Annotated in this window: 21 protein-coding genes and 2 pseudogenes; 9 read left to right on the top strand and 14 right to left on the bottom strand. The window is 67.9% G+C overall.

Annotated features, from left to right (window positions below; translation table 11 throughout):
• Positions 1-63: 63 nt before the first annotated feature.
• Positions 64-1,506 (top strand): FAD-dependent oxidoreductase, encoded by a 1,443-nt coding sequence (locus BN973_RS17885; RefSeq protein WP_036469832.1) that lies wholly within the window; start codon positions 64-66, stop codon positions 1,504-1,506.
• On the opposite strand, the gene BN973_RS17890 is transcribed toward BN973_RS17885, so the two are convergent.
• The 3 genes from BN973_RS17890 to BN973_RS17900 form a co-directional block, all read right to left on the bottom strand.
• Positions 1,503-2,891, bottom strand: coding sequence for a class II 3-deoxy-7-phosphoheptulonate synthase (locus BN973_RS17890; RefSeq protein ID WP_036469835.1), 1,389 nt, complete (start codon positions 2,889-2,891; stop codon positions 1,503-1,505). The genes BN973_RS17885 and BN973_RS17890 overlap by 4 nt on opposite strands.
• A 73-nt stretch (positions 2,892-2,964) precedes the next feature.
• Positions 2,965-3,480 carry a polyadenylate-specific 3'-exoribonuclease AS gene (locus BN973_RS17895; RefSeq protein WP_036469837.1) on the bottom strand — a complete coding sequence of 172 codons (516 nt, stop codon included), beginning with the start codon at positions 3,478-3,480 and terminating at the stop codon, positions 2,965-2,967.
• Positions 3,481-3,500: 20 nt separating this feature from the next.
• Entirely contained in the window at positions 3,501-4,376 is an 876-nt protein-coding gene (locus BN973_RS17900) for a hypothetical protein (RefSeq protein ID WP_407067545.1), read from the bottom strand.
• Positions 4,377-4,481: 105 nt separating this feature from the next.
• On the opposite strand from BN973_RS17900, the pseudogene BN973_RS17905 reads away from it, so the two are divergent.
• A pseudogene (locus BN973_RS17905) lies at positions 4,482-5,760 on the top strand (glycosyltransferase 87 family protein); the annotation flags it as partial.
• Between the two features lie 33 nt (positions 5,761-5,793).
• On the opposite strand, the gene BN973_RS17910 reads toward BN973_RS17905, so the two are convergent.
• The 5 genes from BN973_RS17910 to BN973_RS17930 all read right to left on the bottom strand — a co-directional run bounded on the left by BN973_RS17910 (position 5,794) and on the right by BN973_RS17930 (position 9,204).
• A complete protein-coding gene (locus tag BN973_RS17910; RefSeq protein ID WP_036469842.1) occupies positions 5,794-6,531 on the bottom strand; it encodes a lysophospholipid acyltransferase family protein in 738 nt (245 codons plus the stop codon).
• Positions 6,532-6,618: 87 nt separating this feature from the next.
• Positions 6,619-7,005, bottom strand: coding sequence for a hypothetical protein (locus BN973_RS17915; RefSeq protein ID WP_036469844.1), 387 nt, complete (start codon positions 7,003-7,005; stop codon positions 6,619-6,621).
• Positions 7,002-8,279 carry an ArsA family ATPase gene (locus BN973_RS17920; protein ID WP_084163444.1) on the bottom strand — a complete coding sequence of 426 codons (1,278 nt, stop codon included), beginning with the start codon at positions 8,277-8,279 and terminating at the stop codon, positions 7,002-7,004. Before BN973_RS17920 ends, BN973_RS17915 begins: the two co-directional genes overlap by 4 nt.
• Complete coding sequence (locus BN973_RS17925) at positions 8,272-8,709, bottom strand: SRPBCC family protein (protein ID WP_036469850.1); 438 nt, start codon at positions 8,707-8,709, stop codon at positions 8,272-8,274. Before BN973_RS17925 ends, BN973_RS17920 begins: the two co-directional genes overlap by 8 nt.
• A 105-nt stretch (positions 8,710-8,814) precedes the next feature.
• Positions 8,815-9,204 carry a hypothetical protein gene (locus BN973_RS17930; protein WP_036469852.1) on the bottom strand — a complete coding sequence of 130 codons (390 nt, stop codon included), beginning with the start codon at positions 9,202-9,204 and terminating at the stop codon, positions 8,815-8,817.
• A 151-nt stretch (positions 9,205-9,355) separates the two neighbouring features.
• Here BN973_RS17930 and BN973_RS17935 point away from each other — a divergent pair, with 151 nt between their 5' ends.
• Positions 9,356-11,158: an AMP-dependent synthetase/ligase gene (locus BN973_RS17935; protein WP_036469853.1), complete on the top strand. Its 1,803-nt coding sequence runs from the start codon at positions 9,356-9,358 to the stop codon at positions 11,156-11,158.
• A gap of 12 nt (positions 11,159-11,170) precedes the next feature.
• Here the strand turns inward: BN973_RS17935 and pimB are convergent, their stop codons facing one another.
• From pimB to BN973_RS17955, 4 genes are all read right to left on the bottom strand, one after another.
• Complete coding sequence (gene pimB, locus BN973_RS17940) at positions 11,171-12,310, bottom strand: GDP-mannose-dependent alpha-(1-6)-phosphatidylinositol monomannoside mannosyltransferase (protein ID WP_036469854.1); 1,140 nt, start codon at positions 12,308-12,310, stop codon at positions 11,171-11,173.
• 54 nt (positions 12,311-12,364) lie between these two features.
• Positions 12,365-13,213 carry a hypothetical protein gene (locus BN973_RS17945; RefSeq protein WP_169718168.1) on the bottom strand — a complete coding sequence of 283 codons (849 nt, stop codon included), beginning with the start codon at positions 13,211-13,213 and terminating at the stop codon, positions 12,365-12,367.
• Between the two features lie 49 nt (positions 13,214-13,262).
• A complete protein-coding gene (gene ripC / locus BN973_RS17950; RefSeq protein ID WP_036469856.1) occupies positions 13,263-14,435 on the bottom strand; it encodes a peptidoglycan hydrolase RipC in 1,173 nt (390 codons plus the stop codon).
• A 185-nt stretch (positions 14,436-14,620) separates the two neighbouring features.
• A complete protein-coding gene (locus tag BN973_RS17955) occupies positions 14,621-14,875 on the bottom strand; it encodes a hypothetical protein (RefSeq protein WP_036469858.1) in 255 nt (84 codons plus the stop codon).
• A 348-nt stretch (positions 14,876-15,223) separates the two neighbouring features.
• Between BN973_RS17955 and BN973_RS17960 the strand changes: the two genes are divergently transcribed.
• Positions 15,224-16,294 (top strand): IS110 family RNA-guided transposase, encoded by a 1,071-nt coding sequence (locus BN973_RS17960; RefSeq protein ID WP_198048944.1) that lies wholly within the window; start codon positions 15,224-15,226, stop codon positions 16,292-16,294.
• 14 nt (positions 16,295-16,308) lie between these two features.
• Positions 16,309-18,162: pseudogene (locus BN973_RS17965) on the top strand (DEDD exonuclease domain-containing protein); the annotation flags it as partial.
• Here BN973_RS17965 and trpD read toward each other — a convergent pair.
• Positions 18,100-19,203: an anthranilate phosphoribosyltransferase gene (gene trpD, locus BN973_RS30610; protein WP_232232108.1), complete on the bottom strand. Its 1,104-nt coding sequence runs from the start codon at positions 19,201-19,203 to the stop codon at positions 18,100-18,102. The pseudogene BN973_RS17965 and the gene trpD sit on opposite strands and share 63 nt — an antisense overlap.
• 138 nt (positions 19,204-19,341) lie before the next feature.
• On the opposite strand from trpD, the gene ctaE reads away from it, so the two are divergent.
• Genes ctaE through qcrB form a run of 4 tightly spaced genes read left to right on the top strand, consistent with a single transcriptional unit; the run spans position 19,342 to position 23,684 of the window.
• A complete protein-coding gene (ctaE, locus tag BN973_RS17970; protein ID WP_036469861.1) occupies positions 19,342-19,953 on the top strand; it encodes an aa3-type cytochrome oxidase subunit III in 612 nt (203 codons plus the stop codon).
• A gap of 40 nt (positions 19,954-19,993) precedes the next feature.
• Positions 19,994-20,866 (top strand): cytochrome bc1 complex diheme cytochrome c subunit, encoded by an 873-nt coding sequence (qcrC, locus tag BN973_RS17975; protein ID WP_036469863.1) that lies wholly within the window; start codon positions 19,994-19,996, stop codon positions 20,864-20,866.
• Positions 20,863-22,041, top strand: a complete 1,179-nt coding sequence (gene qcrA / locus BN973_RS17980) for a cytochrome bc1 complex Rieske iron-sulfur subunit (protein ID WP_036469865.1) — start codon at positions 20,863-20,865, stop codon at positions 22,039-22,041. The genes qcrC and qcrA overlap by 4 nt, the downstream gene beginning before the upstream one ends.
• On the top strand, positions 22,038-23,684 hold the full coding sequence (gene qcrB / locus BN973_RS17985; protein ID WP_036469866.1) for a cytochrome bc1 complex cytochrome b subunit: 1,647 nt from the start codon (positions 22,038-22,040) through the stop codon (positions 23,682-23,684). The genes qcrA and qcrB overlap by 4 nt, the downstream gene beginning before the upstream one ends.
• Here the strand turns inward: qcrB and BN973_RS17990 are convergent.
• A complete protein-coding gene (locus BN973_RS17990; protein WP_036472641.1) occupies positions 23,681-24,127 on the bottom strand; it encodes a DUF5994 family protein in 447 nt (148 codons plus the stop codon). The genes qcrB and BN973_RS17990 overlap by 4 nt on opposite strands.
• Positions 24,128-24,237 lie beyond the last annotated feature (110 nt).

Consider the following 24,237-nt stretch of genomic DNA (forward strand, 5'->3'; position numbering starts at 1 on the left):
CGAATCTTAATATAACCTCAAGAATCTCTTATTTTTCTTATTTTCGGTGTAGCGTGCTGCTGCATGGGTTCGACAATGCTCGGCGTCGACTCGCCGAACCGGCTCGGCGAGCACGCAGTCGTACTGGGTGCCGGAATGGCGGGTTTACTTGCCGCGCGCGTACTTTCGGAGTTCTACGACTCGGTCAGTGTGGTCGAGCGGGATAGGTTGCCCGACTATCCGTGCCATCGCAGGGGCATCCCCCAGGGCCGCCATGTCCATAATTTCCACAGCCGCGGCCTGCAGGTGCTGGAGGAACTGTTTCCCGGATTGTTGCCCGACCTGGCCCGAGCCGGGGCGGTCGTCGTCGACGACGGCGAGCTGTCGAACTTCTACGTGCGGTTCGGGCGCTACGAGATGAAAACGTCCGGCAGATTCGCCGATCCGGCCGCGCTGGCGATTCATCTGGCCAGCCGGCCGTTTGTGGAGTATCACCTGCGCCGGCGCGTCAAGGCCCTGCCCAACGTGACCTTCCTCGACGGACACGACGTGTCTGAACTCGTCACCACCGCGGACATCGTCAACGGCGTGCGAATCATCAGGCGCTACAACGGGTTTCTCACGACGCTGGACGCCGATCTGGTGGTGGATGCCACGGGTCGGGCGGCGCGCACCCCGCTGTTTCTGGAGAAGCTGGGATTCGAACGGCCGGCCGAGCACCGGGCGCAGACCAGGTTGGGCTACTCGACCCAACAGTTGAGCATCCCCGACGGCTCCATCGCCCAGCGGCTGGTGCTGTTCAACCCGGGAGGCGGCAAGCCGGGTGGCCTGTTGCTCGCCTGCGAGCACGACATGTGGATGCTGGCGATAGGCCAACCGGCCGAAACCGGCAAGCCGCCAACTGATTTCGCCTCGATGCTCGCGATCGCCGAGCAGAGTCTTCCCCCGGCGATCGCCGAGGGGCTGCGCAATGCCCAGCCCCTCGGCGAGGCCGTCACCTATCGCCACACCGCGGCGGTCTGGCGGCGCTATGACCGGATGCCCCGGTTCCCCGCGGGGCTGCTGGTGATCGGCGACGCGTTGTGCAGCCTCGACCCGACCTACGGCCAGGGCATGACGATCGCCGCCCTGGAAGCGCTGACCCTGCGCGACTGCCTCGCCGTGGGCAGAACCGGCCTGGCACAACGCTATTTCCGCGCGACGGCGAACTACATCGCCGAGACGTGGGCCGCCGATCAAGCCAGGTCGCGAGTCACTTCCCCGACTCACGACCGGAATTCCATGTGGCAGCGGCTATCCCGCTGGATGTCCAGGGCCGCCCTCAAAGCCGCCGCCCACGATGTTGTGCTGACCGAACGCTTCTTTCGGGTCTCCAACTTCATCGACCCACCGTCGCGGCTGCGGGATCCCGCCTTGATACCGCGCATCATGTGGGGCAACCTTCGAGCCCGGTTCACGCGGGCACCGCAGCGCCCGGCCGCTTCTGCGGACGCCCCGCAATTCGAGCCGCTTACCGTGCGAAGTTAGTCGCGCAGCATCTCGGCGACCAGGAACGCCAGCTCCAGCGACTGCTGGGTGTTCAGCCGCGGGTCACACGCCGTCTCGTAGCGGCCACCCAGGTCGTGGTCCGAAATGTCTTGTGCGCCACCCAAACACTCGGTGACGTCCTCGCCGGTGATCTCGACGTGGATGCCGCCCGGGTGCGTGCCCAGCGCGCGATGCACCTCGAAGAAGCCCTGCACCTCGTCGACGATGCGATCGAAGTGGCGGGTCTTGTACCCGGTGGAGGACTCGTGGGTGTTGCCGTGCATCGGGTCGCACTGCCAGATCACCTGGTGACCGGTGGCCTGTACCTTCTCGATGATCGGCGGCAGCAGGTCGCGGACCTTGTTGTTGCCCATCCGGCTGACCAGGGTGAGCCGGCCCGGCTTGTTGTGCGGGTCGAGGCGCTCGACGTATTCCATCGCCAGCTCGGGCGTCATCGTCGGGCCGAGCTTGACGCCGATCGGGTTGGCAATCACCTCGGCGAACGCGATGTGCGCGCCGTCGAGCTGCCGGGTCCGCTCCCCGATCCACACCGTGTGCGCCGACAGGTCGTACAGCTGCGCCTCGCCGCCCTCGGATTCGGACAACCGCAGCATCGCCCGCTCGTAGTCGAGCACCAGGGCCTCGTGGCTGGCGTAGATCTCGGCGGTCTGCAGGTTGCGGTCGGCCACGCCGCACGCGCTCATGAAACTCAGCGCGCGGTCGATCTCGGCCGCCAGCGCCTCGTAGCGGGCGCCGGCCGGCGAGGTCCGGACGAACTCCCGGTTCCAGTCGTGCACGCCGTGCAGCGAGGCCAACCCCGACGACGTCAGCGCCCGCATCAGATTCATCGCCGCGCTGGCGTTGGCGTAGGCGCGCACCAGCCGCGACGGGTCGTGCTCGCGCGCGGCGCCGTCCGGGGCGAAGCCGTTGATCATGTCGCCGCGGTAGGACTTCAGGCCCAGCGCGTCGATGTCGGCCGAGCGGGGCTTGGCGTACTGACCGGCGATGCGGGCCACCTTGACCACCGGCAGGCTGGCGCCGTAGGTCAGCACCACCGCCATCTGCAGCAGGGTGCGGACATTGCCGCGGATGTGGGGCTCGGTGTTGTCGACGAAGGTCTCGGCGCAGTCGCCGCCCTGCAAGAGAAACGCCTCGCCCTTGGCGACCTGGGCGAGTTGGTCCTGCAGCCGCACGATTTCGGACGGCACCGTCACCGGCGGGACGCTTTCTAAGACCGTGCGCATCGCCGCGGCCTGCTCGTCGGGCCAGGCCGGCTGTTGAGCGGCCGGCTTGGCCAGCGCGGCGTCCAGCCGGGTCCGCAGGTCAGCGGGCAGCGGCGGCAGTGCCGGCAGCTGGTCGATCGGTATGTCGACGGTCCAGTTCATCGGTCCATGATATCTGTGGCCAGCCTGGGCTAACGCCACTCGTCGTGCGCGCAGCAGCTCCGGCCGGGGCTATTTATCGGGTCGCTTTCGCGCCCGCATCGTCGCCGGACACTATCAGCCTGAATCGGCGCATCTGATCGCGGGCATCGACCAGCGCATCGTGGACGTCGCGGTGCCGCGGCGGTAACCGCGGCGATCCCCGGTCCTCCCACAGTTGGCGCAGCTCCCGGGTGAAGCGCGGTATCGCCTTCGGCAGTCCCGGCATCGGCCCCCACAGTTGGCACAACGCGACGTGGTCGTAGGCGGCCACCCAGGCCCACAGCTCGATCGGTTCGGCGGCCTGGCCGCCGGAGATGCCGAAGAATTCTTCCAGGTCGTGCCGAATCTGCTGGCGCGAGCGCCACAGCTGCGAGGCCGGTGGCGGCAGCTTGGGCAGCACGTTGGCGCGCACCCAGGCCCCGGCACGCTCGGGATCGAATTCGGTGGACACGGCGTAGTACTCGCGACCGTCTTCGGCGACCACCCCGATCGAGATCAACTCGATGGTGCGGCCGTCCTCGATGAACTCGGTGTCGTAGAAGTACCGCACCAAGAAAGCCTAGGTCCCGGCTATCTGGCGAGCAGGATGGGCTCGGTCCCCTCGGGTGGCGCCGCGGGATGGACGTCGTGGTCGAGCTGGGCGTCGACCAGGCGATCGTCGGGCACCCGCGGCGTACCGGCGATCGCGCACTGCAACCACAGCTTGGCCTGCACGACGGGCCGACGCCATTTGCGCTCCCGCTGCAATGCGCGCCGCATCTTGTCCGGTGTGGTGGTGTATCGCCAGCGAGCCCACGGGGCATGCGGTCGCGACAACCGGATCGCCCCGATGACCAGCAGCACCACGATGAACATGCCGAGCAGGCCGGTCCACACCTTGCCCTTGAGCAGGACGACCATCGCCAGCGGCAGCGTCATCACCAGCGCGCCGACCACCGCGACGTGCCAAGCGGACGACTCCGTGTCACGGGCGACCGGGAACAAGAACATCAACGGGTGCAGGCCCATGATCAGCAATCCGGCCACCGCCACCGCGGCGAAGACCGCGTCCACCGAACTGCGGCCGTCCTCTTCCCAGTACACGTCCGACAGGTGCAGGATCAGCGCATACTCGTCGAGCACCAGTGCCGCACCGATGCCGAAAATGATTGCCGACACTGTGTTTTCGGGTTCTTGGCCGTTGTCCGACAGCGTCACCAGCGTCAGCCCGGAGATCATCACCAGCACCACCCCGAACGTCACGTGGTGGATGTGCACTCCCCCGATGTGGACGTTGCGCGGCTGCCACCACCGGGCGGGCAGGCCGCGCTCGACGCGGTGCCGGATGAAGCGCACGAAAGTTCGGGTCACGAAGAAGGTCAGGATGAAGGCGACCAGGCAGCACAGCAACGGTAACCGGCCGCCGTGGACGATATCTTGGGAGAACCAGTGGGCCACTCTGTGCAGGAACCAGTCGAACACCTTTGCAACGTACGCCCGGCCATCCCCGCGACGCGGGAGCCGCGCTGCGCGACCTGACGGCCGTGGGCACCGATTACGCTGTTCTGCAACATGAGTAATTCGCAGGCACCCATCGTGGGCAGCCGACCGGGGCGGGCGTTGTTGTGGTGTCTGTTGTGGCTGCTGGCCGCCGCGACGCTGGGCTACACGGCCTGGGGCCTGTTTGCGCACATCCCGTACCGCATCGATATCGACATCTATCAGATGGGCGGCCAGACGTGGTTGGACGGCCGTCCGCTGTACCGCGGCGACGTGTTGTTCCACACACCCATCGGGCTGAATCTGCCGTTCACCTATCCCCCGCTGGCCGCGATCGTGTTCAGCCCCTTCGCCTGGCTGCAGATGCCGGCGGCCAGCGTCGCGATCACCGTGTTGACCCTGGTGCTGCTGATCGTCTCGACGGTGATCGTGCTGACCCGCCTCGACGTGTGGAGCACCTCGTCGCTGGTGGGAGGGCCGGCCTGGCTGCGCCGATGGTGGCTGGCGGTGCTCGTGGTGGCGCAGGCCTCGATCTGGCTGGAGCCCATCGCCTCGAACTTCGCCTTCGGCCAGATCAACGTCGTGCTGATGACGCTGGTGGTCGCCGACTGCGTGCCGCGCCGCACGCCGTGGCCCCGCGGGCTGCTGCTGGGGTTGGGCATCGCGCTCAAACTCACCCCCGCGGTGTTCCTGCTGTATTTCCTGGTGCGTCGGGACTTTCGCAGTGCGTTGACGACCGTGACGTCTTTCGCCGCGGCGACGCTGGTCGGGTTCATCCTGGCCTGGAGCGACTCGTGGGAGTACTGGACGCACACCGTGCACCACACCGATCGGATCGGCTCCGCGGCGCTGAACACCGACCAGAACATCGCGGGCGCACTGGCCCGGATCGGGCTTTCCGAGCAGCTGCGTTTCCTGCTGTGGGTGGGCCTGTGCCTGGCGGTGCTGGCGCTGACCGTCTGGGCGATGCGACGGGTGTTGCAGGCCGGCGAGACGACCCTGGCGGTCATCTGCGTGGCCCTGTTCGGGCTGATGGTGTCGCCGGTGTCGTGGTCACACCATTGGGTATGGGCGCTGCCGGCGCTGCTGGTGACCGCGATCCTGGGCTGGCGGCGCCGCAACATCGCGCTGGGCGTGCTCACCGCCGCCGGAGTGGGACTGATGGTCTGGGAGCCACTCGAGCTGATGCCCAAGCACCATGAGGAGACCGCCAACTGGTGGCGTCAGCTGCTCGGGATGTCCTACGTGTGGTGGGCGCTGGCGGTGATCGTCGCGGCCGGACTCACCGTCACCGCCCGGGTCAGCGCTCGGGAGGCGCAGGTGCGCAACGACTCCGAGGCCGGACGTCAGTTCTTCAGCGACGTCAACGTCGCCAGTTAGTCGGTCAGCCGGCTGCGGTCTCGGGGATCCGCGCGGCGTCGTCGTCGGGGCCCTGACCGTTCGACGCGTTGCCGCGGTTCTTGACCGTGGCGGCGTAGACGTCGACGTACTCCTGACCGGACAGCCCCATCAGCTCGTAGATGACCTCGTCGGCGACGGCCCGCTCGATGAATCGGTTCCCGGCCAAGCCGTCGAATCGGGAGAAGTCCATCGGCTTGCCGAACCGGACCGTCACCTTGCCGAAGCGCAGCATCGTGGTGCCCGGCGGGTTGACGACGTCGGTGCCGATCATCGCGACCGGAATCACCGGAACACCGGTCTCCAGTGCCAGCCGGGCCAGGCCCGTCTTGCCCTTGTACAGCCTGCCGTCCGGCGAGCGGGTGCCCTCTGGGTACATGCCCAGTAACTTGCCCGCGCCCAGCACCCGCTGCGCGGTGTCCAGTGCGGCCTGAGCGGTATCGGCATTGCTGCGGTCGATCGGCACCTGCCCGACGGCGGTGAAGAACCACCGACTGAACCAGCCCTTGATTCCGGTGCCGGTGAAATATTCGGACTTCGCCAGGAAGGTGATCCGCCGCCGCACCACCAGCGGCAGATAGAAGCTGTCCATCACCGCGAGGTGGTTACTGGCTAGGATCGCCGGGCCGTTAGTCGGAAGATGTTGCAGGCCTTCGACTTTCGGACGGCCAAGCAATTGCAGCAGCGGGCCCAGGAGGATGTACTTGAATAGCCAGTACCACATGGCCCTCCCTCTCGCCCGAAACCCGCTGGTGTTCTGCGCCAACTGTACCCATCCGCGACGGAGGGGACCACTTTCAAACCCTGTGGATCACTCTTCGATCGTGACCGGGATGGGCTGGTATCGCGTCCGCGCGTCGGCGGGGCCCGCGGGGGCGTCCTCGGCCGGTGCGCCGCCGCCGGGTGGCCCGTCGGGAGGCGGTTGCGCGGACCGGTCGATGTCGTCGATGATCGCGCGGATCACCTCCAGCAGCGCGATGCTGTGGTCCGCGATCACGGTCAGCAGCGGGTGCTGATCGCCGGTCGCCAGCGCGGCCAGCGCGCACACCGGGCACCAGATCTGCTGACACTTGCCGGTCCCGACGCCGTTGCCCGCCGTCATCGCGGCGGCCACGCGCACGGCGGGGTCGATCCCGTCGAGGATGGCCTCGGCGAGCTTGCGCAGTTCCGGACCGATATCGGGGTGTGCCTTACTCACCTAGGCCACACCTCCGGATCTGGTCGAAAACGTACTGTCAGCTCACCGCCCCGCAGATGCGCGTCTTGGACCGTGCACCGTCGTAGTACGGACGCCAACCTGACCCGGCGCCGCAACCCGCCGGCGCTGATGATCAGGTCGTCGTCCACCCGGCCCAGCGACAGCGATCCGGGGTCGAGCTGGGGCAACGTTAGCCGCATCCGGTAGATCGACCCAAGTCCCGACCCCGATTCGAGATCCACAATAGGACGCAATGGGCCTGGTGGGGCCGCTCCACGCCGAAGTCGGGCGCTGTCAAGCAATCCGCCCAGCGCTTTGGGGCCGATCGGTTCCCCGGCCAAGTGCGGCGTCATGACGAGCGCGACGTCGCCGATCGTGGCGTCGAGCTCCTCGAGCACCGCCCGCTGCTCACTGATGCGCTCGCCATACCAGTAGAAGGCCGGGTGCTCGGGCAGGTTGCGGTACTCGTAGGACTCGTCTTCGACCAGAACCTGATTGATGATCAGCTCCTCGACGCGCACCCCCATCAGCGACAGCGAGCCCAGCGTGCGGACCGCCTCGGCGGCCACCACACGCTCGGGCGTCAGCACCAGGTGCGCGCTGACCTGATCCCCGTCGGTGAGCAGTGCGCCGAGCCGCTCGACGCTGGAGCTGATGCGTTCGATCAGCTCCACCACCGCGGCGGAGCGGGCGTCGTCGGCGGTGATGGACAGCCGGCGGTGGCGCGGCCAGGCGCGCTCGACGTAGAGCCCGAACGTGGCGGGCAGCGTGAGCATGCGCAACGCGTCCGCGGTCGAGGCGCAGTCGACGACGACCCGATGCCATTGTCCGGACGCCGCGAGCTCGCCGACCGCGTGCAGTCCGAGCACTTCCTGAATGCCCGGCAACGCCGAGAGTTCTTCGGGAGCAATGCTGCTCAGCTCGGAGTCGGGGAACCGCCGATCCAGGGCGGTGACCACCTCGTGCCACCGGGCCTCGAGCAGTGCCAGGGTGTCCAGCGCCATCGCGTCGAGCGAGCCACCGCCCGTCTCAGCGGTCTCGTCGGCCAGCACCCGAACCGGCTCGCCGCGACCGCTGGGCGGCACGGGAATGCCGAGCACGTCGCCCAGCGAGTGCGCCTGGTCGGTCGACACCACCAGCACGCGCTGCCCCTCGATCGCATCACAGACCGCGGTGGCAGCAGCGAGGGTGGATTTTCCTACCCCGCCCTTCCCAACGAAGAGACTGATCCTGGCCCTGGAGAAGGGAGGGGTGGGTGAAACGAACTCACTCAGCCTCGACTCGTTTCTTGAGATCCTTCAATGCGGTGTCGGTCAGCCGGCGCTCGGCCTTGCGCTTGAGCAACCCGATCATCGGGATAGCCAGATCGACCGAGAGTTCGTAGGTGACATCGGTTCCAGAACCCTTGGCCGCCAACCGATATGAGCCTTCGAGCGACCGCAGCAGCGAGCTGGACACCAGGGTCCAGCTCAGCGACTTGTGGTCGGCCGGCCACTGGTAGGACATCACCATGGTGTCCTTGATGACCCCGGCGTCCATCACGAATCGCACGGTCTTCGGGTAGCCGTCGGCGCCGCGCTCCTGCACCTCGGCTTCCTTGTACTCCGAGATCCAGTCCGGGTAAGAGTCGATGTCGGCGATCACCTGCAGCACCGTGCCGGGATCTGCCTCGATGTGAATCGTCTGGGTCGTCTTTTCCGCCACCTGGCCGCTACCTTCTCTCCCGCAAGGGGGTTCACCCCCGGTCATCTCCGGTAGTACCCCGCCTTCGGACCGAAACGGTACTCTCCGGGCGAACCTTGACCGGAGTTAAACTACCGGAGAAACACCGACCGGTCGTGACCGTTCCAGCGTCGTCTTGAGCTCGAAAGCCATTTTCTTGCCCGCCACCCGGCGGCGATGCGTCATTTTCGCCAGGTTCAGTTTGGCCAGCTGGTAGGCGGCCACGCCGGTGGGCTCGGCGTGCAGGAAGTAGTGCAACACCACTCCGTCCAGCGAGGGCTCCAGCCACACCTCCATGGTGCCGGTCAGCGCCCCGGTGACCGCCCAGCGGATGCCCTTTTCGGCCCGGTCCTCGACGACCTTGAGCCGCAGATCCGGCCACCACCGTTGCCAGCTCGACCGATCGCCGATCGCGGCGCCGACCAGTGCGCCGTCGGCGGCGACATACGTCTGGTCCGCGATCTGGATGCTGTGCATCGTGTCAGCTTCACACATCAATATGCGCGGCTCGCCGCCGAGTCGACGCCGACGTCGCCCAACCGACCGCTTGGTTGCTGCGCGAATGTCGCGATTAGGCTGGGCTACAGCAACCCGGCCACCGGTCACTAGGTCAATCGAGGTCAAAACCGTGCGTGAGTACAGCGTTCCTGCCCGCTTCTCTGTCGGCGAGCACGACAACATCGCGACCATGGTCTTCGAGCACGAGCGCGACGACCCAAGCTTTGTCATCTATCAACGTCAGATCGACGGGGTATGGACCGACGTCACGTGCGCCGAGGCGGCCCAGCAGATTCGCGCGGCGGCATTGGGCCTGATCTCGCTGGGCGTGCAGGCCGGCGACCGGGTGTCGATCTTCTCGGCCACCCGCTACGAGTGGGCGATCCTCGACCTGGCCATCCTGTCCATCGGCGCCGTCACCGTCCCGATCTACGAAACCTCCTCGGCCGAGCAGGTGCGCTGGGTGCTGCAGGACTCCGAAGCGGTCGTGGCGTTCGCCGAAACCGACGCGCACGCCGCGACGATCACCGAGCTCACCGGCGAACTTCCGGCGCTGCGCCGGGTGCTGCACATCGACGGCGCGGGCCCCAAGGCGCTCGACCAGCTCGTCGAGGAGGGCGCGTCGGTCGATCCCGAGCAGCTGACCGCCCGGCTGGCCGCGTTGCGCTCGGACGATCCCGCGACGCTGATCTACACGTCGGGAACCACCGGACGTCCCAAAGGGTGCCAGCTGACGCATTCCAACCTGCTCTACGAGACGCGGGGCGCCAAGGAGTGCCTGCCGACCCTGCTGAACGAGGGGCAGCGGCTGCTGATTTTCCTGCCGCTGGCCCACGTGTTGGCCCGCGCGCTGACGCTGTCGGCGTTCGCCAACAAGGTGACCGTCGGCTTCACCAGCGACATCAAAAACCTGCTGCCGATGTTCGCGGTGTTCAAGCCGACGGTCGTGGTGTCGGTGCCGCGGGTGTTCGAGAAGGTTTACAACACGGCCGAGCAGAACGCCGCCAACGACGGCAAGGGGCCGATCTTCGCGCGGGCCGTGCAAACCGCCGTCGACTGGAGCGAGGCCCACGACAACGGCGGGCCCGGGCTGCTGCTGCGCGCCAAGCACGCGCTGTTCGACCGGCTGGTCTACCACAAGCTGCGTGCGGCGCTGGGCGGCGACTGCCACGCGTCGGTGTCCGGCGGCGCACCGCTGGGCGCGCGGCTCGGCCACTTCTACCGCGGGGTGGGCCTGACCATCCACGAGGGCTACGGCCTGACCGAGACCACCTCGGCCATCACGGTCAACCAGGTCGGCCGGGTCAAGATCGGGACCGTCGGAACGTTGTTGCCGGGCAACAGCATGCGCATCGCCGACGACGGTGAGCTGTTGGTGCGCGGCGGCGTGGTGTTCAGCGGCTACTGGCGCAACGAGCAGGCCACCGCCGAGGCGTTCGCCGACGGCTGGTTCAAGACCGGCGATCTCGGCGCGCTCGACGAGGACGGCTTCCTGAAGATCACCGGACGTAAGAAGGAGATCATCGTCACCGCCGGTGGCAAGAACGTTGCCCCCGCCGTGCTCGAGGACCAGCTGCGGGCGCACCCGTTGATCAGCCAGGCGATGGTGGTCGGCGACGCCAAACCCTTTGTCGGCGCACTGATTACGATCGACCCCGAGGCCTTCGGCGGCTGGAAGGAACGCAACAGCAAGGCCGAGGGCTCGTCGGTGGGCGATCTGGCCACCGATCCCGATCTGGTCGCCGAGGTCGACGCCGCGGTCAAGCAGGCCAACCTGTCGGTGTCGCATGCCGAGTCGATCCGCAAATTCCGCATTCTTCCGGTCGACTTCACCGAGGACACCGGCGAGCTGACCCCGACGATGAAGCTCAAGCGCAACGTGGTGGCCGAGAAGTTCGCCTCCGATATCGAAGCGCTCTACCGGACGGAATAACGCCCCGGGCGCTCACACCGGTGTCAGCAGCCCCGCCAGCCGGGCGGCGAGTGTGTCCCAGCGCCACTGCGACGTCACCCACGCGCGTCCCGCCGTGCCCATCGCGGCGGCCCGGGCCGGGTCGGCCAGCAACTCGGTGACGGCGTCGCCGATCTCTTGCACCGAGTTTCCATCGACGACGAGTCCAGTCTTGTTGTGCTGCACGGCTTCCGGGGCGCCGCCCGAATCCCCGGCGATCACCGGCACTCCGGTCGCCGAAGCCTCCAGGAACACGATGCCCAAGCCCTCGACGTCCATGCCCGCGCCGCGGGTGCGGCACGGCATCGCGAACACGTCGGCCAGCGCGTAGTGGGCGGGCAGCTCCGCCGACGGCACCGCGCCGGTGAACGTCACGTGGTCGGCCACGCCGCGGTCGGCGGCCAGCTGGCGCAGCGTGTCAAGGTAGGGGCCGCTGCCGACGATCACCAGCGCGGCGCCGTCGACGCGGTTCCGGATCGACGGCAACGCCTTGATCAGCATGTCCTGGCCCTTGCGCGGCACCAGCCTTGATAGGCACACGACGGTGGGCCGCTCCCCCAGCCGGTAGCGGTTGCGCAGCTCCGCGCGGCCGGCCGGGTCGGGCCGGAACCGGTCGGTGTCGACCCCCGACGGCAGGTATTCCAGCGACGCCGCGGGCCCGAAGGCCGTCGCGAACCGCGACCGCGTGTAGCGGCTGACGAACGTCACGACGTCGGTGTCGTTGCCGATGCGCCGCAGCACCGACCGCGCCACCGGAAGCATCGACCAGCCCACCTCATGGCCGTGCGTGCTGGCCAGCACCCGGCTCGCGCCGGCCCGCCGGGCCCGCGCCGCCAGCAGCGCCAGGGGTGCGGCCGCGCCGAACCACACGGTGTCGATGCCGTGGTCACCGATCAGCCGGCGCATCCGGGCATCGACGGCCGGCCCCGGCAGCATCAGGGTGCCCGGGTGGCGCACCACCCGATAGCCGGCCGCCTCCGCGTCGAAGACCTCGGCGCCCTTCCATTGCGGCGCGTACACCAGCACCGCGTGCGACCCGGTGTTCACCAGCCGGGCGACGAACTCGCGCAGGTAGGACTGGATGCCGCCACGCCGGGGCGGAAAGTCGTTGGTTACCAGCAGGACCCGGCTCACTTGCCTCAGGCTAGCCTGACGACGATGCAGACCGCCAAGTGGTCTGAAAAGAAGTCAGGCCCCGCCGACCATCCATTGCTGCCAGCGCCCGAGCAGACCGACCGAGTCGATGTCCAGGACGTCGCGCGCGGCAGTGAACGGCTCGACGTGCGCGACACCGCACACGGCCAGATAGTAGGCGCGCAATTTCGGCGCCCCGAAGGTGCCGGCGACGAAGCGGGCGAACCACCAGGCGCGGTCGTAGGCCACCGAGCGCTGCGGCCCGGGCGTGTTGAGGTCGATGTCCGAGGGCAACGACACGGGTTGTGAGCGCGCCTCGGCCGGGACCGGGGTGTCGGGCCGAGCTACGAAATCGGCGGTGCCTTCGGCCAGCCACTGCGGCGCGTCGAGCGCGGTGTCGGCGCGCGACGCGTAATGAAAAAGCTCGTGTGTCAACACAATTCGCAAAGCCGAGTCGCTCATGGTCGCCGCGCCCGGCGCGAACACCATCCGCTGGCCGGCGACCACCCGGTGCGCGGGATCGATGCGATCGGCGACGGTGACCGCCGCGATGTCCGCCCACTGCGACGGCGGTCCGCCGCCGGCGGCGGCACGAAACTCGTCGTCGGAGCCGGCGACCAGCACCGAGATGTCGCGCGACCAGTCGACGCCCCAGAACGCCTCCACCTTCTCGATCGCGGTGCGCATCTCCGATGCGATACGGGCCAGCAGGCGGTCGGCGGTCGGCCCGCCCGGGCCGATCAGGCGGACCTGCCGGTCGCCGACGATCAGGGGTGCCCGCCCGGCGGTCGGGCGACTGTGAGCGGGCGCGACGAGTTGTGCGGGTCTTATCCGCCCGTTGCGCGCGTCCAGCGGCACGGCGGCCGCCACCGCGATCTCGACGACGAAGACCCAGGCCAGCAGGACCGGAAGCCACCGGCGGTGCCGACGGTATTGCCTGCGCCGAGAACGGTCAGTAACGGCGGGCGTCGTGAATCGGGCCGGCGGCATTCATCGGCACTACCCGCACCGGGACGCCGTAGGTCGAGGAGTGGACCACCATGCCGTCGCCGACGTAGATGCCACTGTGCGACGCATCGGAGTAGAAGGTCACCACGTCGCCGGGCTGCAGGTCCGACAGCGCCACCGGTTGACCGCCGTTGGCCTGCGCCTGGCTGGAGTGCGGCAACGAGATGCCGGCCTGCTGGAAGGCCCACATCACCAGACCTGAGCAGTCGAACCCGCCAGGGGCCGCACCGCCCCACGAGTACGGCGTTCCGACCTGGGTCAGCGCCGCCTGCACGACGTTGGCGCGGTCGCCACCGATGCCGCCGGGACCACCGGGAGCCATGCCGGGTATCCCGGGGAACATTCCGGCCGGCTGCGGAGCCTCACCCGGCGGCAGCGCGCCGGGAGCCGGCGGGGCGCCGGGCGGCAACGCGTCGGGCGCCGGCGCACCGGGGGCCGGAGCCGCGGCGGGTATCGGCCCGGGGTCGGCCAGCGCCGTGCGCTGCTGCGGCGACAGGGACACGTACTGAGATTTCACGACGGCGATCTGAACCTGCAGTTGGCTCTGCTTGGACTGCAGGCTGGCCCGCACCGCGGCGGCCTGCTCGGCCGCGCTCTTGGCGTCGGCGGCGGAGCGGGCCGAAGCCTGCTCGGCCTTGGCGGCCTGCTCACCCGCAACGCGGAAACTTGCCATCTGAGTTGACATTTGGGTCGCCATCACGCGCTGCACGGCCATCTTGTCGATCAGCCCCTGCGGCGATTGCGCGGTCAGCATCGCCTCCATGCCGTCGACGCGGCCACCCATGTAGGTCGCGGCGGCGAGTTTGTTGACGGCGTTCTGGAAGGTGGCCAGCCGGGCCCGCGCCGCATCCACCGCGGCCTGGTCATCCGAGTGCTTCTTGTCGGCGGCCCGCTGGGCGGCGAGCTTCTCGTTGAGGTCGAGCTGCGCACTGTGCATGGCCTCGGTGGTCCGCTCGGCCTGCCGGGACAGCTCACTGAGCTTTGCCAGGGCGTCGTCAGCTGGATCGGCCGAGACATTCGCGGCGTACACACCCGATAAGACCGTTAGGCCTGCCAGCGTCCCGATGACTGACCGCGTGATGACACGCGAGATCGAATGCGCGGAGCCGAAACTCAAAGTATTGCTTCCTTAAACTGCCATCGACGTTCGAGGTCGAGCTGGGTTTAGGTCTCAAACAGGTTACGAAACGATATCGGCGTTTGTCCAAACCAGATCGTTAAGAAAATGGAAAGATTTATGTCATAAGTATGTGAACGAGACGGCCAAGCGCGGCGGTCCAGGGGTTTTGGCACTCGGGGCCATTAGGCGACCCCCGTGCCGCGATTTCGATGAATCGGCACCAGCCGCAACCGCGGCGCCAACCCGACCTCCGCAAGTACCTCGAGCGCGGCCCGCTCATCCTGCAACAAAGTTTCCGGTACCCCGAGTAGCACGCTGACCACGCAGTCCCGGCATCCCGGGCCGCGCGCCGCGCAGTCGTCGCAGTCGATCACCACCGGTTCACCCGGTCCTGACGCGGCGCCGCCTTTGCTGTGGGTTCCGCTGCTGTGGGCCATCGGAATCGGTCCTCTCATCCGGCCTGTCAAAACTCAACTCGTCCTGACCCGAACGGTAACCGCGGGCACCGACATCTTTTGGCGAGCGCGACCCGGCGGCCGAACGCCGCGCGTGTCGGTCCCGACGCTTAGCGTCAAACTCAGTGTCAGGGTGAGGTTGCCGCGTAGAGCGGTGGTTGGATCCTGATCACCTGGTGTCTGGCTCGTAGCGTCGCTGCCGCCCTCGGGTTGGCGTTCATGGGTTTTGTCGGCATCAGGTGTGAAGGACCGGCCGGCGTGACTTGATAGGAGCGTGGCACCGCCCCCGACTGAGATGTGTCCGCCGACCGGCCCAACCGTCACCTCACAGTGAAGGAGGCAACCACCATGGTTGTTGTTGGAGCCGATGTCCACAAGCGCACCCACACGTTTGTCGCCGTCGACGAGGTTGGCCGAAAGCTCGGCGAGAAGGTCGTGGACGCCACAACTGCCGGCCATCGCCGGGCATTGCGGTGGGCCCGCGATCAGTTCGGGGTCGAGCTGGTCTGGGCGATCGAGGATTGTCGGCACCTGTCTGCTCGTTTGGAGCGCGACCTGTTGACTACCGGTCAGAAGGTGGTGCGGGTACCACCGAAGTTGATGGCGCTGACCCGTAAGTCGGCGCGGACCCGGGGTAAGTCCGATCCGATCGACGCGTTGGCGGTGGCGCGGGCGTTCTTACGTGAACCGGATTTGCCGGTGGCCTCTCATGACGAGACATCGCGGGAATTGAAATTGTTGGTGGATCGGCGTGAAGATCTTGTGGCACAGAGAACCTCGACGATCAACCGGCTGTTGTGGCGAGTTCACGAACTCGATCCTTCCCATGCACCCAAGGCCGCTTCGTTGGATCTGGCTAAGCACCGCGACGTGCTGCGGGCGTGGTTGGACACCGTGCCCGGCTTGGTGGCCGAATTGGCTCGTGATGAGCTGGCCGACGTCACCCGACTCACCGAAGCCATCAATGCCTTGACCAAACGCATCGGCGAACGCGTCCGTGCGATCGCTCCGGCACTGTTGGCGATGCCCGGCTGCGGCGAGCTGACCGCAGCCAAACTGGTCGGCGAAACCGCCGGCGTAACCCGATTCAAAAGCGAGGCCGCCTTCGCCCGCCATAGCGGCGTGGCACCGATCCCAGTGTGGTCGGCAAACACCGCCGGTCGGGTGCGCATGACCCGCTCGGGCAACCGGCAACTCAATGCCGCGCTACATCGCATCGCGGTCACCCAGATTCGCATCGACGGACTCGGCCAGGCCTACTACCGCAAGCGACTGACCGACGGAGATTCCAGCACCGAGGCCCTGCGCTGCCTCAAACGCCGCCTGGCCCGCCTGGTGTTCCACCACCTCCACACCGACGACCAAACCCGCAATCAGCCTTGCCAACCGGCAGCGGCTTGACATAGGAGAAACCCATGGGTGTGACTGGTGGGACTCAGTTGAGTTTCGCCGACCTGGCATCCGGCGGGGACTCGACCTGGGCGCCCACCGACGACATCCCGCTGCGGGAGACCACGTTCGTGGTGGTGGACCTGGAGACGACCGGCGGACGCAGCCGCGGAAAACACGGTGCGACCGCCGACGCCATCACCGAGATCGGGGCGGTCAAGGTCCGCGGTGGCGTCGTGCTCGGCGAATTCGGCACCCTGGTGGACCCGCAGCGCAGCATCCCACCACAGATCGTGCAGTTGACCGGCATCACGACGACGATGGTGTGCGACGCCCCGACCATCGACGCGGTGCTGCCGATGTTTCTGGAGTTCGCCGGCCTGGACAGCGGGGCGGTGCTGGTCGCCCACAACGCGGGGTTCGACGTCGGATTTCTACGCGCGGCCGCCGAACACTGCGAAATCCGTTGGCCCAGAACCCAAGTGCTGTGCACGGTCCGGCTGGCGCGCCGGGTGCTGAGCCGGGAAGAGGCACCCAGTGTGGCGCTGGCCGCGTTGGCGCGGCTGTTCGCGGTCGCCGCCCAACCCACTCACCGCGCCCTCGACGACGCGCGCGCGACCGTCGACGTGCTGCACGCGCTGATCGAGCGGGTGGGCAACCAGGGCGTGCACACCTACTCCGACCTGCGCTCGTATCTGCCCGACGTGACGCCGACCCAGCGCCGCAAGCGGGTGCTCGCCGCGCACCTGCCGCGCCGGCCCGGGGTGTACCTGTTCCGCGGGCCGTCGGGCGAGGTGCTCTACGTCGGCACCGCCGTCGACCTGCGCCGCCGGGTAAGCCAGTACTTCACCGGCGCCGACCCGCGCGGCCGGATGAAAGAGATGGTCGCGCTGGCCTCCGCGGTCGACCACGTCGAGTGCGCGCACGCGCTGGAGGCCGGGGTGCGCGAGCTGCGGATGCTGGCCGCGCACGCGCCGCCCTACAACCGCCGCTCGAGGTTCCCGCACCGTTGGTGGTGGGTGGCGCTCAGCGACGAGGCATTCCCGCGGCTGTCGGTGGTGCGGGCCCCGCGGCACGACCGCGTCATCGGGCCGTTTCGGTCCCGCAGCGACGCCGCCGACACCGCGCGGCTGCTGGCACGGTTCACCGGAATCCGCACCTGCACAACACGACTCGGCCGCTGCGCCCGGCACGGGCCGGCCTGCCCCGAGGTCGAAGTGTCCCCCTGCCCCGCCGCCCGCGACCTGACCGCCGCGCAGTACGCCGAGGCGACGCGGCGCGCCGCGGCACTGATCGACGGCGCGGACAACAGCGCGTTGGCCGCCGCCGTCGATCAGGTCACGGCGCTGGCCGAGCATCGCCACTTCGAGAGCGCGGCGCGGCTGCGCGACCGCACCGCCGCCGCCGTCGACGCGCTGTGGCGGGGCCAGCGGCTGCGGGCGCTGGCCGCGCTGCCCGAGCTGATCGCCGCGGCCCCGGACGGCAACGGGGGCTACCACCTCGCCGTCATCCGCTACGGCCAGCTCGCCGCGGCCGGAACCGCCAGGCGCGGGGTGCCACCGATGCCGGTCATCGACGCGATTCACGCTGGCGCACAAGCGATTTTGACGGCCGAGGCCCCGCTGGGCGGTGCGCTGGTCGAGGAGACCGCGCTGATCGCGCGGTGGCTGGCCGCCCCGGGGGTGCGCATCGTGCGGGTCGCCGACGACCTCGGCTGGGCGTCGCCGCTGCGCTCGGCCGGCGCCTGGGCGGGGTGGGCGGCAGCGGCGCGCTCGGCGCGGCTGGCGTGGCAACAGGATCCGGCGCGCGGACCGGACTCAGGCCTGCTGGCTGAACCGCACCCAACGCGCGAGCAGCTGCTCGGCGGCCCCGGAGTCGATGGCCGCACCGGCCCGCTCCAGCCCGTCCTCCCACGCCGGCAGCCATTCGGCGCGGCTGGATAGGCCCGCATGCGCAACGATCGCGCCGGCGGCGTTGAGCACGACGGCGTCACGGACCGCCCCCTTGACCCCGCCCAGCACGGCGCGCACCTCTTCGGCGTTGGCGTAGGCGTCGCCGCCCAGCAGCTGGTCCAGCTCGGCGCGGGCGAACCCGAATCCCGCGGGATCGAATGTCAGCTTGTCCACCGTGCCGGCCTGCACGCGCCAAATCGTGCTGGTGGTCGTCGTGGTCAGTTCGTCCAGGCCGTCGTCGCCGTGCACGACCAGCACGCTGGCCCGCCGCGCGGCGAACACCCCGGCCATCACCTCGGCGAGGTTGGCGAACGCGCAGCCGATCAGGCCGGCCCGCGGCAAAGCCGGGTTGGTAAGCGGCCCAAGGAGATTGAAGACCGTCGGGATACCGATCTCGCGGCGCACGGCCGACGCGTGCCGGTAGGACGGATGGAACGCCGGCGCGAAGCAGAACCCGATCCCGACTTCGGCCAGGCTGCGCGCGACCTGGTCGGGCCCCAGATCGATGCGCACCCCGAGGGCCTCGAGCGTGTCGGCACCGCCGGACAGCGAGGACGCCGCCCGGTTGCCGTGTTTGACCACCGGCACCCCCGCGGCCGCGACCACGATCGCGGCCATCGTGGACAGGTTGACGGTGTTGACGCCGTCGCCGCCGGTACCGACGATGTCGACGGCGTCACCGCGGATCGCCTCGGCGGGGATGCGGTGCGCGTGGCTGAGCATCACCTCGGCCAGCTCACTGACCTCGGCAGCGGTGGGCACCTTCATCTTCATCGCGACCGCGAAGGCCGCGATCTGGGCCGGGCGCGCGTTGCCCGTCATGATCTGGTCCATCGCCCATGCGGCCTGGCCGCGGGCCAGGTTCTGCCCGTCGGTCAGGCGGGCCAGCAACTGCGGCCAGGTCGGCGTGGCCCCGGGAGCGGTAGCGGAAAACGCCCGGGGCGGCGGAGCCTCAGATGACAGAGCCACGCGCCGATGGTCCCACGCGGAGCAACCGACACCCAACCGTCGTTTCGGCGCCCGGAAAAGTTCCACAAAAACGACGCGCGGGGGCGAATTTCCGCCCCGGGTAGAGTTCAACAACTACAAAGCGTCATACTTGCGGATGTGACGAGTGCTGTAGGGACCTCGGGGACCGCGATCACGTCGCGAGTTCATTCGCTGAATCGGCCCAACATGGTCAGTGTCGGCACCATAGTGTGGCTGTCCAGTGAACTTATGTTCTTTGCTGGCCTGTTCGCGTTCTATTTCACGGCGCGGGCGCAGGCCGGCGGGAACTGGCCGCCGCCGCCCACCGAGCTGAATCTGTACCAAGCCGTGCCGGTGACTCTGGTGTTGATCGCGTCGTCGTTCACCTGCCAGATGGGCGTGTTCGCCGCCGAGCGCGGCGACGTGTTCGGCCTGCGCCGCTGGTACGTGGTCACCTTCCTGATGGGACTGTTCTTCGTCCTCGGGCAGGCCTACGAGTACTTCCACCTGGGCACCCACGGGACGACCATCCACGGCAGCGCCTACGGCAGCGTGTTCTATCTGGCCACCGGTTTCCACGGCCTGCACGTCACCGGCGGACTGATCGCCTTCATATTCCTGCTGGTGCGCACCGGGATGAGCAAGTTCACGCCGGCCCAGGCGACGGCCAGCATCGTCGTCTCCTACTACTGGCATTTCGTCGACATCGTGTGGATCGCGCTGTTCACCGTGATCTATTTCATCCGCTGAAGGCCGGCGCTTTCAAAGAGGAATGAACAGGAGTGCTCGGTTGAAGAAACTGGGATTCACCCGATCCCGCGGCCGCAAGCCGCAGAGTCAGCTTGGGAAAAAGGCCGGGAAAGAGCAGAGCAGGCGGCGGCTGCGCCGTCGGCTGTCCGGCGGCCTGCTGCTGATGATCGCGCTGACCATCTCCGGCGGGCTGGCCGCGGTGCTGACCCCGACTCCCCAGGTCGCCGTCGCCGACGAGTCGAGCTCGGCGCTGCTGCGCAACGGCAAGCAGCTGTTCGACACCTCGTGCGTGTCCTGCCACGGCGCCAACCTGCAAGGCGTGCCGGATCACGGGCCCAGCCTGATCGGCGTCGGCGAGGCCGCCGTCTACTTCCAGGTGTCCAGCGGCCGCATGCCGGCCATGCGCGGCGAGGCCCAGGCCCCGCGCAAAGCGCCGATCTTCGACGAGGCCCAGACCGACGCGATCGGGGCATACGTGCAGGCCAACGGTGGCGGCCCCACCGTGGTGCGCAACCCCGACGGCAGCGTTGCGATGCACTCGCTGCGCGGCGACGACCTGGGCCGCGGCGGGGATCTGTTCCGGCTCAACTGCGCCTCGTGCCACAACTTCACCGGTAAGGGCGGCGCGCTGTCGTCGGGCAAGTTCGCGCCCGACCTCGGTGAGGCCAACGAGCAGCAGATCCTGACGGCGATGCTGACCGGCCCGCAGAACATGCCGAAGTTCGCCGACCGCCAGCTGTCCTTCGAGGCCAAGAAGGACATCATCGGTTACGTCAAGAGCGTCACCGAGGAGCGTTCGCCGGGTGGCTACGGCCTGGGCGGTTTCGGACCCGCGCCGGAGGGCATGGCGATGTGGATCATCGGGATGGTCGCCGCTATCGCGTTGGCACTGTGGATTGGGGCGCGAGCATGAGCTCGGAAAGCACAGGAGTCGGTAAAGAGCCGGACCAGGCCGCACTGGCCGCGATGTCCAACCAGGAACTGCTCGCCCTCGGCGGCAAGATCGACGGCGTCGAGACCGTCTTCAAGGAGCCGCGCTGGCCGGTCGAGGGCACCAAGGCCGAAAAGCGCGCCGAGCGCGGCGTCGCCATGTGGCTTTTGCTGGGCGGCGGCTTCGGGCTGGCGCTGCTGCTGATCTTCTTGTTCTGGCCGTGGGAGTACAAGGGCAACGAGCAGGCCGGCAGCTTCGTCTACTCGCTGACCACGCCGCTGTACGGCCTCACCTTCGGGATGTCCATCCTGTCGATTGCCGTCGGCGCGATCTTGTTCCAGAAACGCTTTATCCCAGAAGAGATTTCGATTCAGGACCGCCACGACGGCGCCTCCCGCGACCTCGACCGCAAGACGGTCGTCGCGAACCTGACCGACGCGTATCAGACGTCGACGATCGGGCGCCGCAAGCTGATCGGGGCGTCGTTCGGCCTGGGCCTGGGCGCGTTCGGCCTCGGTACCCTGGTGGCGTTTGCCGGCGGCCTGATCAAAAACCCGTGGAAGCCGGTCGTGCCCACCGCCGACGGCATGAAAGCCGTGCTGTGGACGTCGGGCTGGACCCCGCGCTACCACGGCGAGACCATCTACCTGGCGCGGGCCACCGGCGCCACCGATGGCGCGCCGTTCGTCAAGATGCGACCCGAAGACATCGACGCCGGCGGCATGGAGACGGTGTTCCCGTGGCGGGAGTCCGACGGCGACGGCACCACGGTCGAATCGCACGAGAAGCTGGTCGCCATCAAGCTGGGTGTGCGTAATCCCGTGATGCTCATCCGCATTCGGCCCACCGACATGCCGCGGGTGGTCAAGCGTCAGAAGCAGGAGAGCTTCAACTTCGGCGAGTTCTTCGCCTTCACCAAGGTCTGCTCGCACCTGGGCTGCCCGTCGTCGCTGTACGAGCAGCAGTCCTACCGAATCCTGTGCCCCTGCCACCAATCGCAGTTCGACGCCCTGCATTTCGCCAAGCCGATCTTCGGACCGGCGGCCCGCGCGTTGGCGCAACTGCCGATCACCATCGACTCAAACGGGTATCTGGTTGCCAACGGTGACTTCATCGAGCCCGTCGGTCCTGCATTCTGGGAGAGGACGACAACATGAGTCCGAAACTGAGTCCCCCGAAGATCGGTGATGTGCTGGCCCGCCAGGGCGAGGACATCGACAGCCGGTATCACCCGTCGGCCGCGGTGCGCCGGCAGCTCAACAAGGTCTTCCCGACGCACTGGTCGTTCCTGCTCGGTGAGATCGCGATGTACAGCTTCTTCGTGCTGCTGATCACCGGCGTGTACCTGACGCTGTTCTTCGACCCGTCGATGGTCGACGTCACCTACAACGGCGTGTACCAGCCGCTGCGCGGCGTCGAGATGTCACGGGCCTACCAGTCCGCGCTCGACATCTCCTTCGAGGTGCGCGGCGGCCTGTTCGTCCGCCAGATTCACCACTGGGCCGCGCTGATGTTCTCCGCGTCGATCATGGTGCACCTGGCGCGCATCTTCTTCACCGGCGCGTTCCGCCGGCCCCGCGAGGCGAACTGGGTGATCGGCTCGCTGCTGCTGATCCTGTCCATGTTCGAGGGCTACTTCGGCTACTCGCTGCCCGACGACCTGCTCTCCGGTATCGGTCTGCGGGCCGCGCTCTCGTCGATCACGCTGGGCATGCCGGTGATCGGAACCTGGTTGCACTGGGCACTTTTCGGCGGTGACTTCCCCGGCACCATCCTGATCCCCCGGATGTACGCCCTGCACATCCTGTTGATCCCGGGCATCATCCTGGCGTTGATCGGGCTGCACCTGGCCATGGTGTGGTTCCAGAAGCACACCCAGTTCCCCGGCCCGGGACGCACCGAGCACAACGTCGTCGGCGTGCGCGTCATGCCGGTCTTCGCGGTCAAGTCCGGCGCGTTCTTCGCCGCCATCGTCGGTGTGCTTGGCCTGATGGGCGGCCTGCTACAGATCAACCCGATCTGGAACCTGGGGCCCTACAAGCCATCTCAGGTGTCGGCCGGCTCGCAGCCCGACTTCTACATGATGTGGACGGAAGGCCTGGCACGTATCTGGCCGCCGTGGGAGTTCTACATCGGGCACTACACCATCCCCGCGGTGGTCTGGGTTGCGCTGATCATGGGCGGGGTGTTCACCCTGCTGATCGTGTATCCGTTCCTGGAGAAGCGGTTCAGCGGTGACAGGGCGCATCACAACCTGCTGCAGCGGCCGCGTGATGTGCCGGTGCGGACCTCGATCGGCGCGATGGCGATTGCCTTCTACATGTTGCTGACGCTGTGCGCGATGAACGACATCATCGCGTTCACGTTCCACATCTCGCTGAACGCGACGACGTGGATCGGGCGTATCGGCATGGTGATCCTGCCGCCGTTCGTCTTCTTCATCAGCTACCGCTGGTGCATCGGGCTGCAGCGCAGCGACCGCGCTCTGCTCGAGCACGGCGTCGAGACCGGCATCATCAAGCGGCTGCCGCACGGTGCCTACATCGAGCTGCACCAGCCGCTCGGCCCGGTCGACGACCACGGCCACCCGCTCCCGCTGGAGTACCAGGGGGCGCCGATACCCAACAAGATGAACAAGCTGGGTTCGGCCGGTTCGCCGGGCAGCGGCAGCTTCTTGTTCGCCGACCCGCCGTCCGAGGATGCGGCGCTGCGCGAGGCGGCCCACGCCTCCGAGCAGCGTGCGCTGACCGCGCTGCGGGAACGCCAGGAGACCAACGGGTCCTCGAACGGCGAGCATTAGCTACAGCTGGCGGCGCGTTGCTGTTGGGCGGCGCGCAGGATTGACCCCGCGGTCACGAAGGCCGGCTTGTCCCGGTCGGCGGCACAGACTGGCAAGTCGGCGGCGCACCGCATTACCATCAGCGCCAGCGCGCTGTAGGTCGCGTACGGGATGATCAGCAGATTGACGCAACGGTCTCCGGCACCGATCGTCATCACATGGTGGCGCTTCTGGTCCCATCCCGGCCAATTGAAGTCGGGTGGCCGTTGCAGCGGTTGCCAATTGACGTTGATCGACGTGATGTCCCCCAGCATGGGAGTCAGAATGGCGACCAGGTCGGGCAATTCGTTGCTCATGCGGTCAGCGCGCGGCCACCACGCGCCGTCGATGACGCGGCCAAGCTCACGAGCCACCGACAACCGGACGGGTTTGGCTCGGCCCCGACCGCCGAACGGACGGCTCATCGCAGAGGTCTTGTGCTGCTGGGGGTTGTAGACTTCACGGGCGTTCCCTTCGCCGTCGACATCGCCCCCGCGGTTGGGGGCGGCGGAGCGGGGCGCCGATGCGGTGTACC

The organism is Mycobacterium triplex (genome assembly GCF_000689255.1).
GTDB lineage: Bacteria > Actinomycetota > Actinomycetes > Mycobacteriales > Mycobacteriaceae > Mycobacterium > Mycobacterium triplex.

Bases quoted from the DNA above. Each gene is read 5' to 3' on its own strand.
- BN973_RS17885 (WP_036469832.1), top strand. From the start codon at position 64: ATGGGTTCGACAATGCTCGGCGTCGACTCGCCGAACCGGCTCGGCGAG.
- BN973_RS17890 (WP_036469835.1), bottom strand. From the start codon at position 2,891: ATGAACTGGACCGTCGACATACCGATCGACCAGCTGCCGGCACTGCCG.
- BN973_RS17910 (WP_036469842.1), bottom strand. From the start codon at position 6,531: ATGTGGTACTGGCTATTCAAGTACATCCTCCTGGGCCCGCTGCTGCAA.
- BN973_RS17930 (WP_036469852.1), bottom strand. From the start codon at position 9,204: ATGCACAGCATCCAGATCGCGGACCAGACGTATGTCGCCGCCGACGGC.
- BN973_RS17955 (WP_036469858.1), bottom strand. From the start codon at position 14,875: ATGGCCCACAGCAGCGGAACCCACAGCAAAGGCGGCGCCGCGTCAGGA.
- qcrA (WP_036469865.1), top strand. From the start codon at position 20,863: ATGAGCTCGGAAAGCACAGGAGTCGGTAAAGAGCCGGACCAGGCCGCA.
- qcrB (WP_036469866.1), top strand. From the start codon at position 22,038: ATGAGTCCGAAACTGAGTCCCCCGAAGATCGGTGATGTGCTGGCCCGC.
- BN973_RS17990 (WP_036472641.1), bottom strand. From the start codon at position 24,127: ATGAGCCGTCCGTTCGGCGGTCGGGGCCGAGCCAAACCCGTCCGGTTG.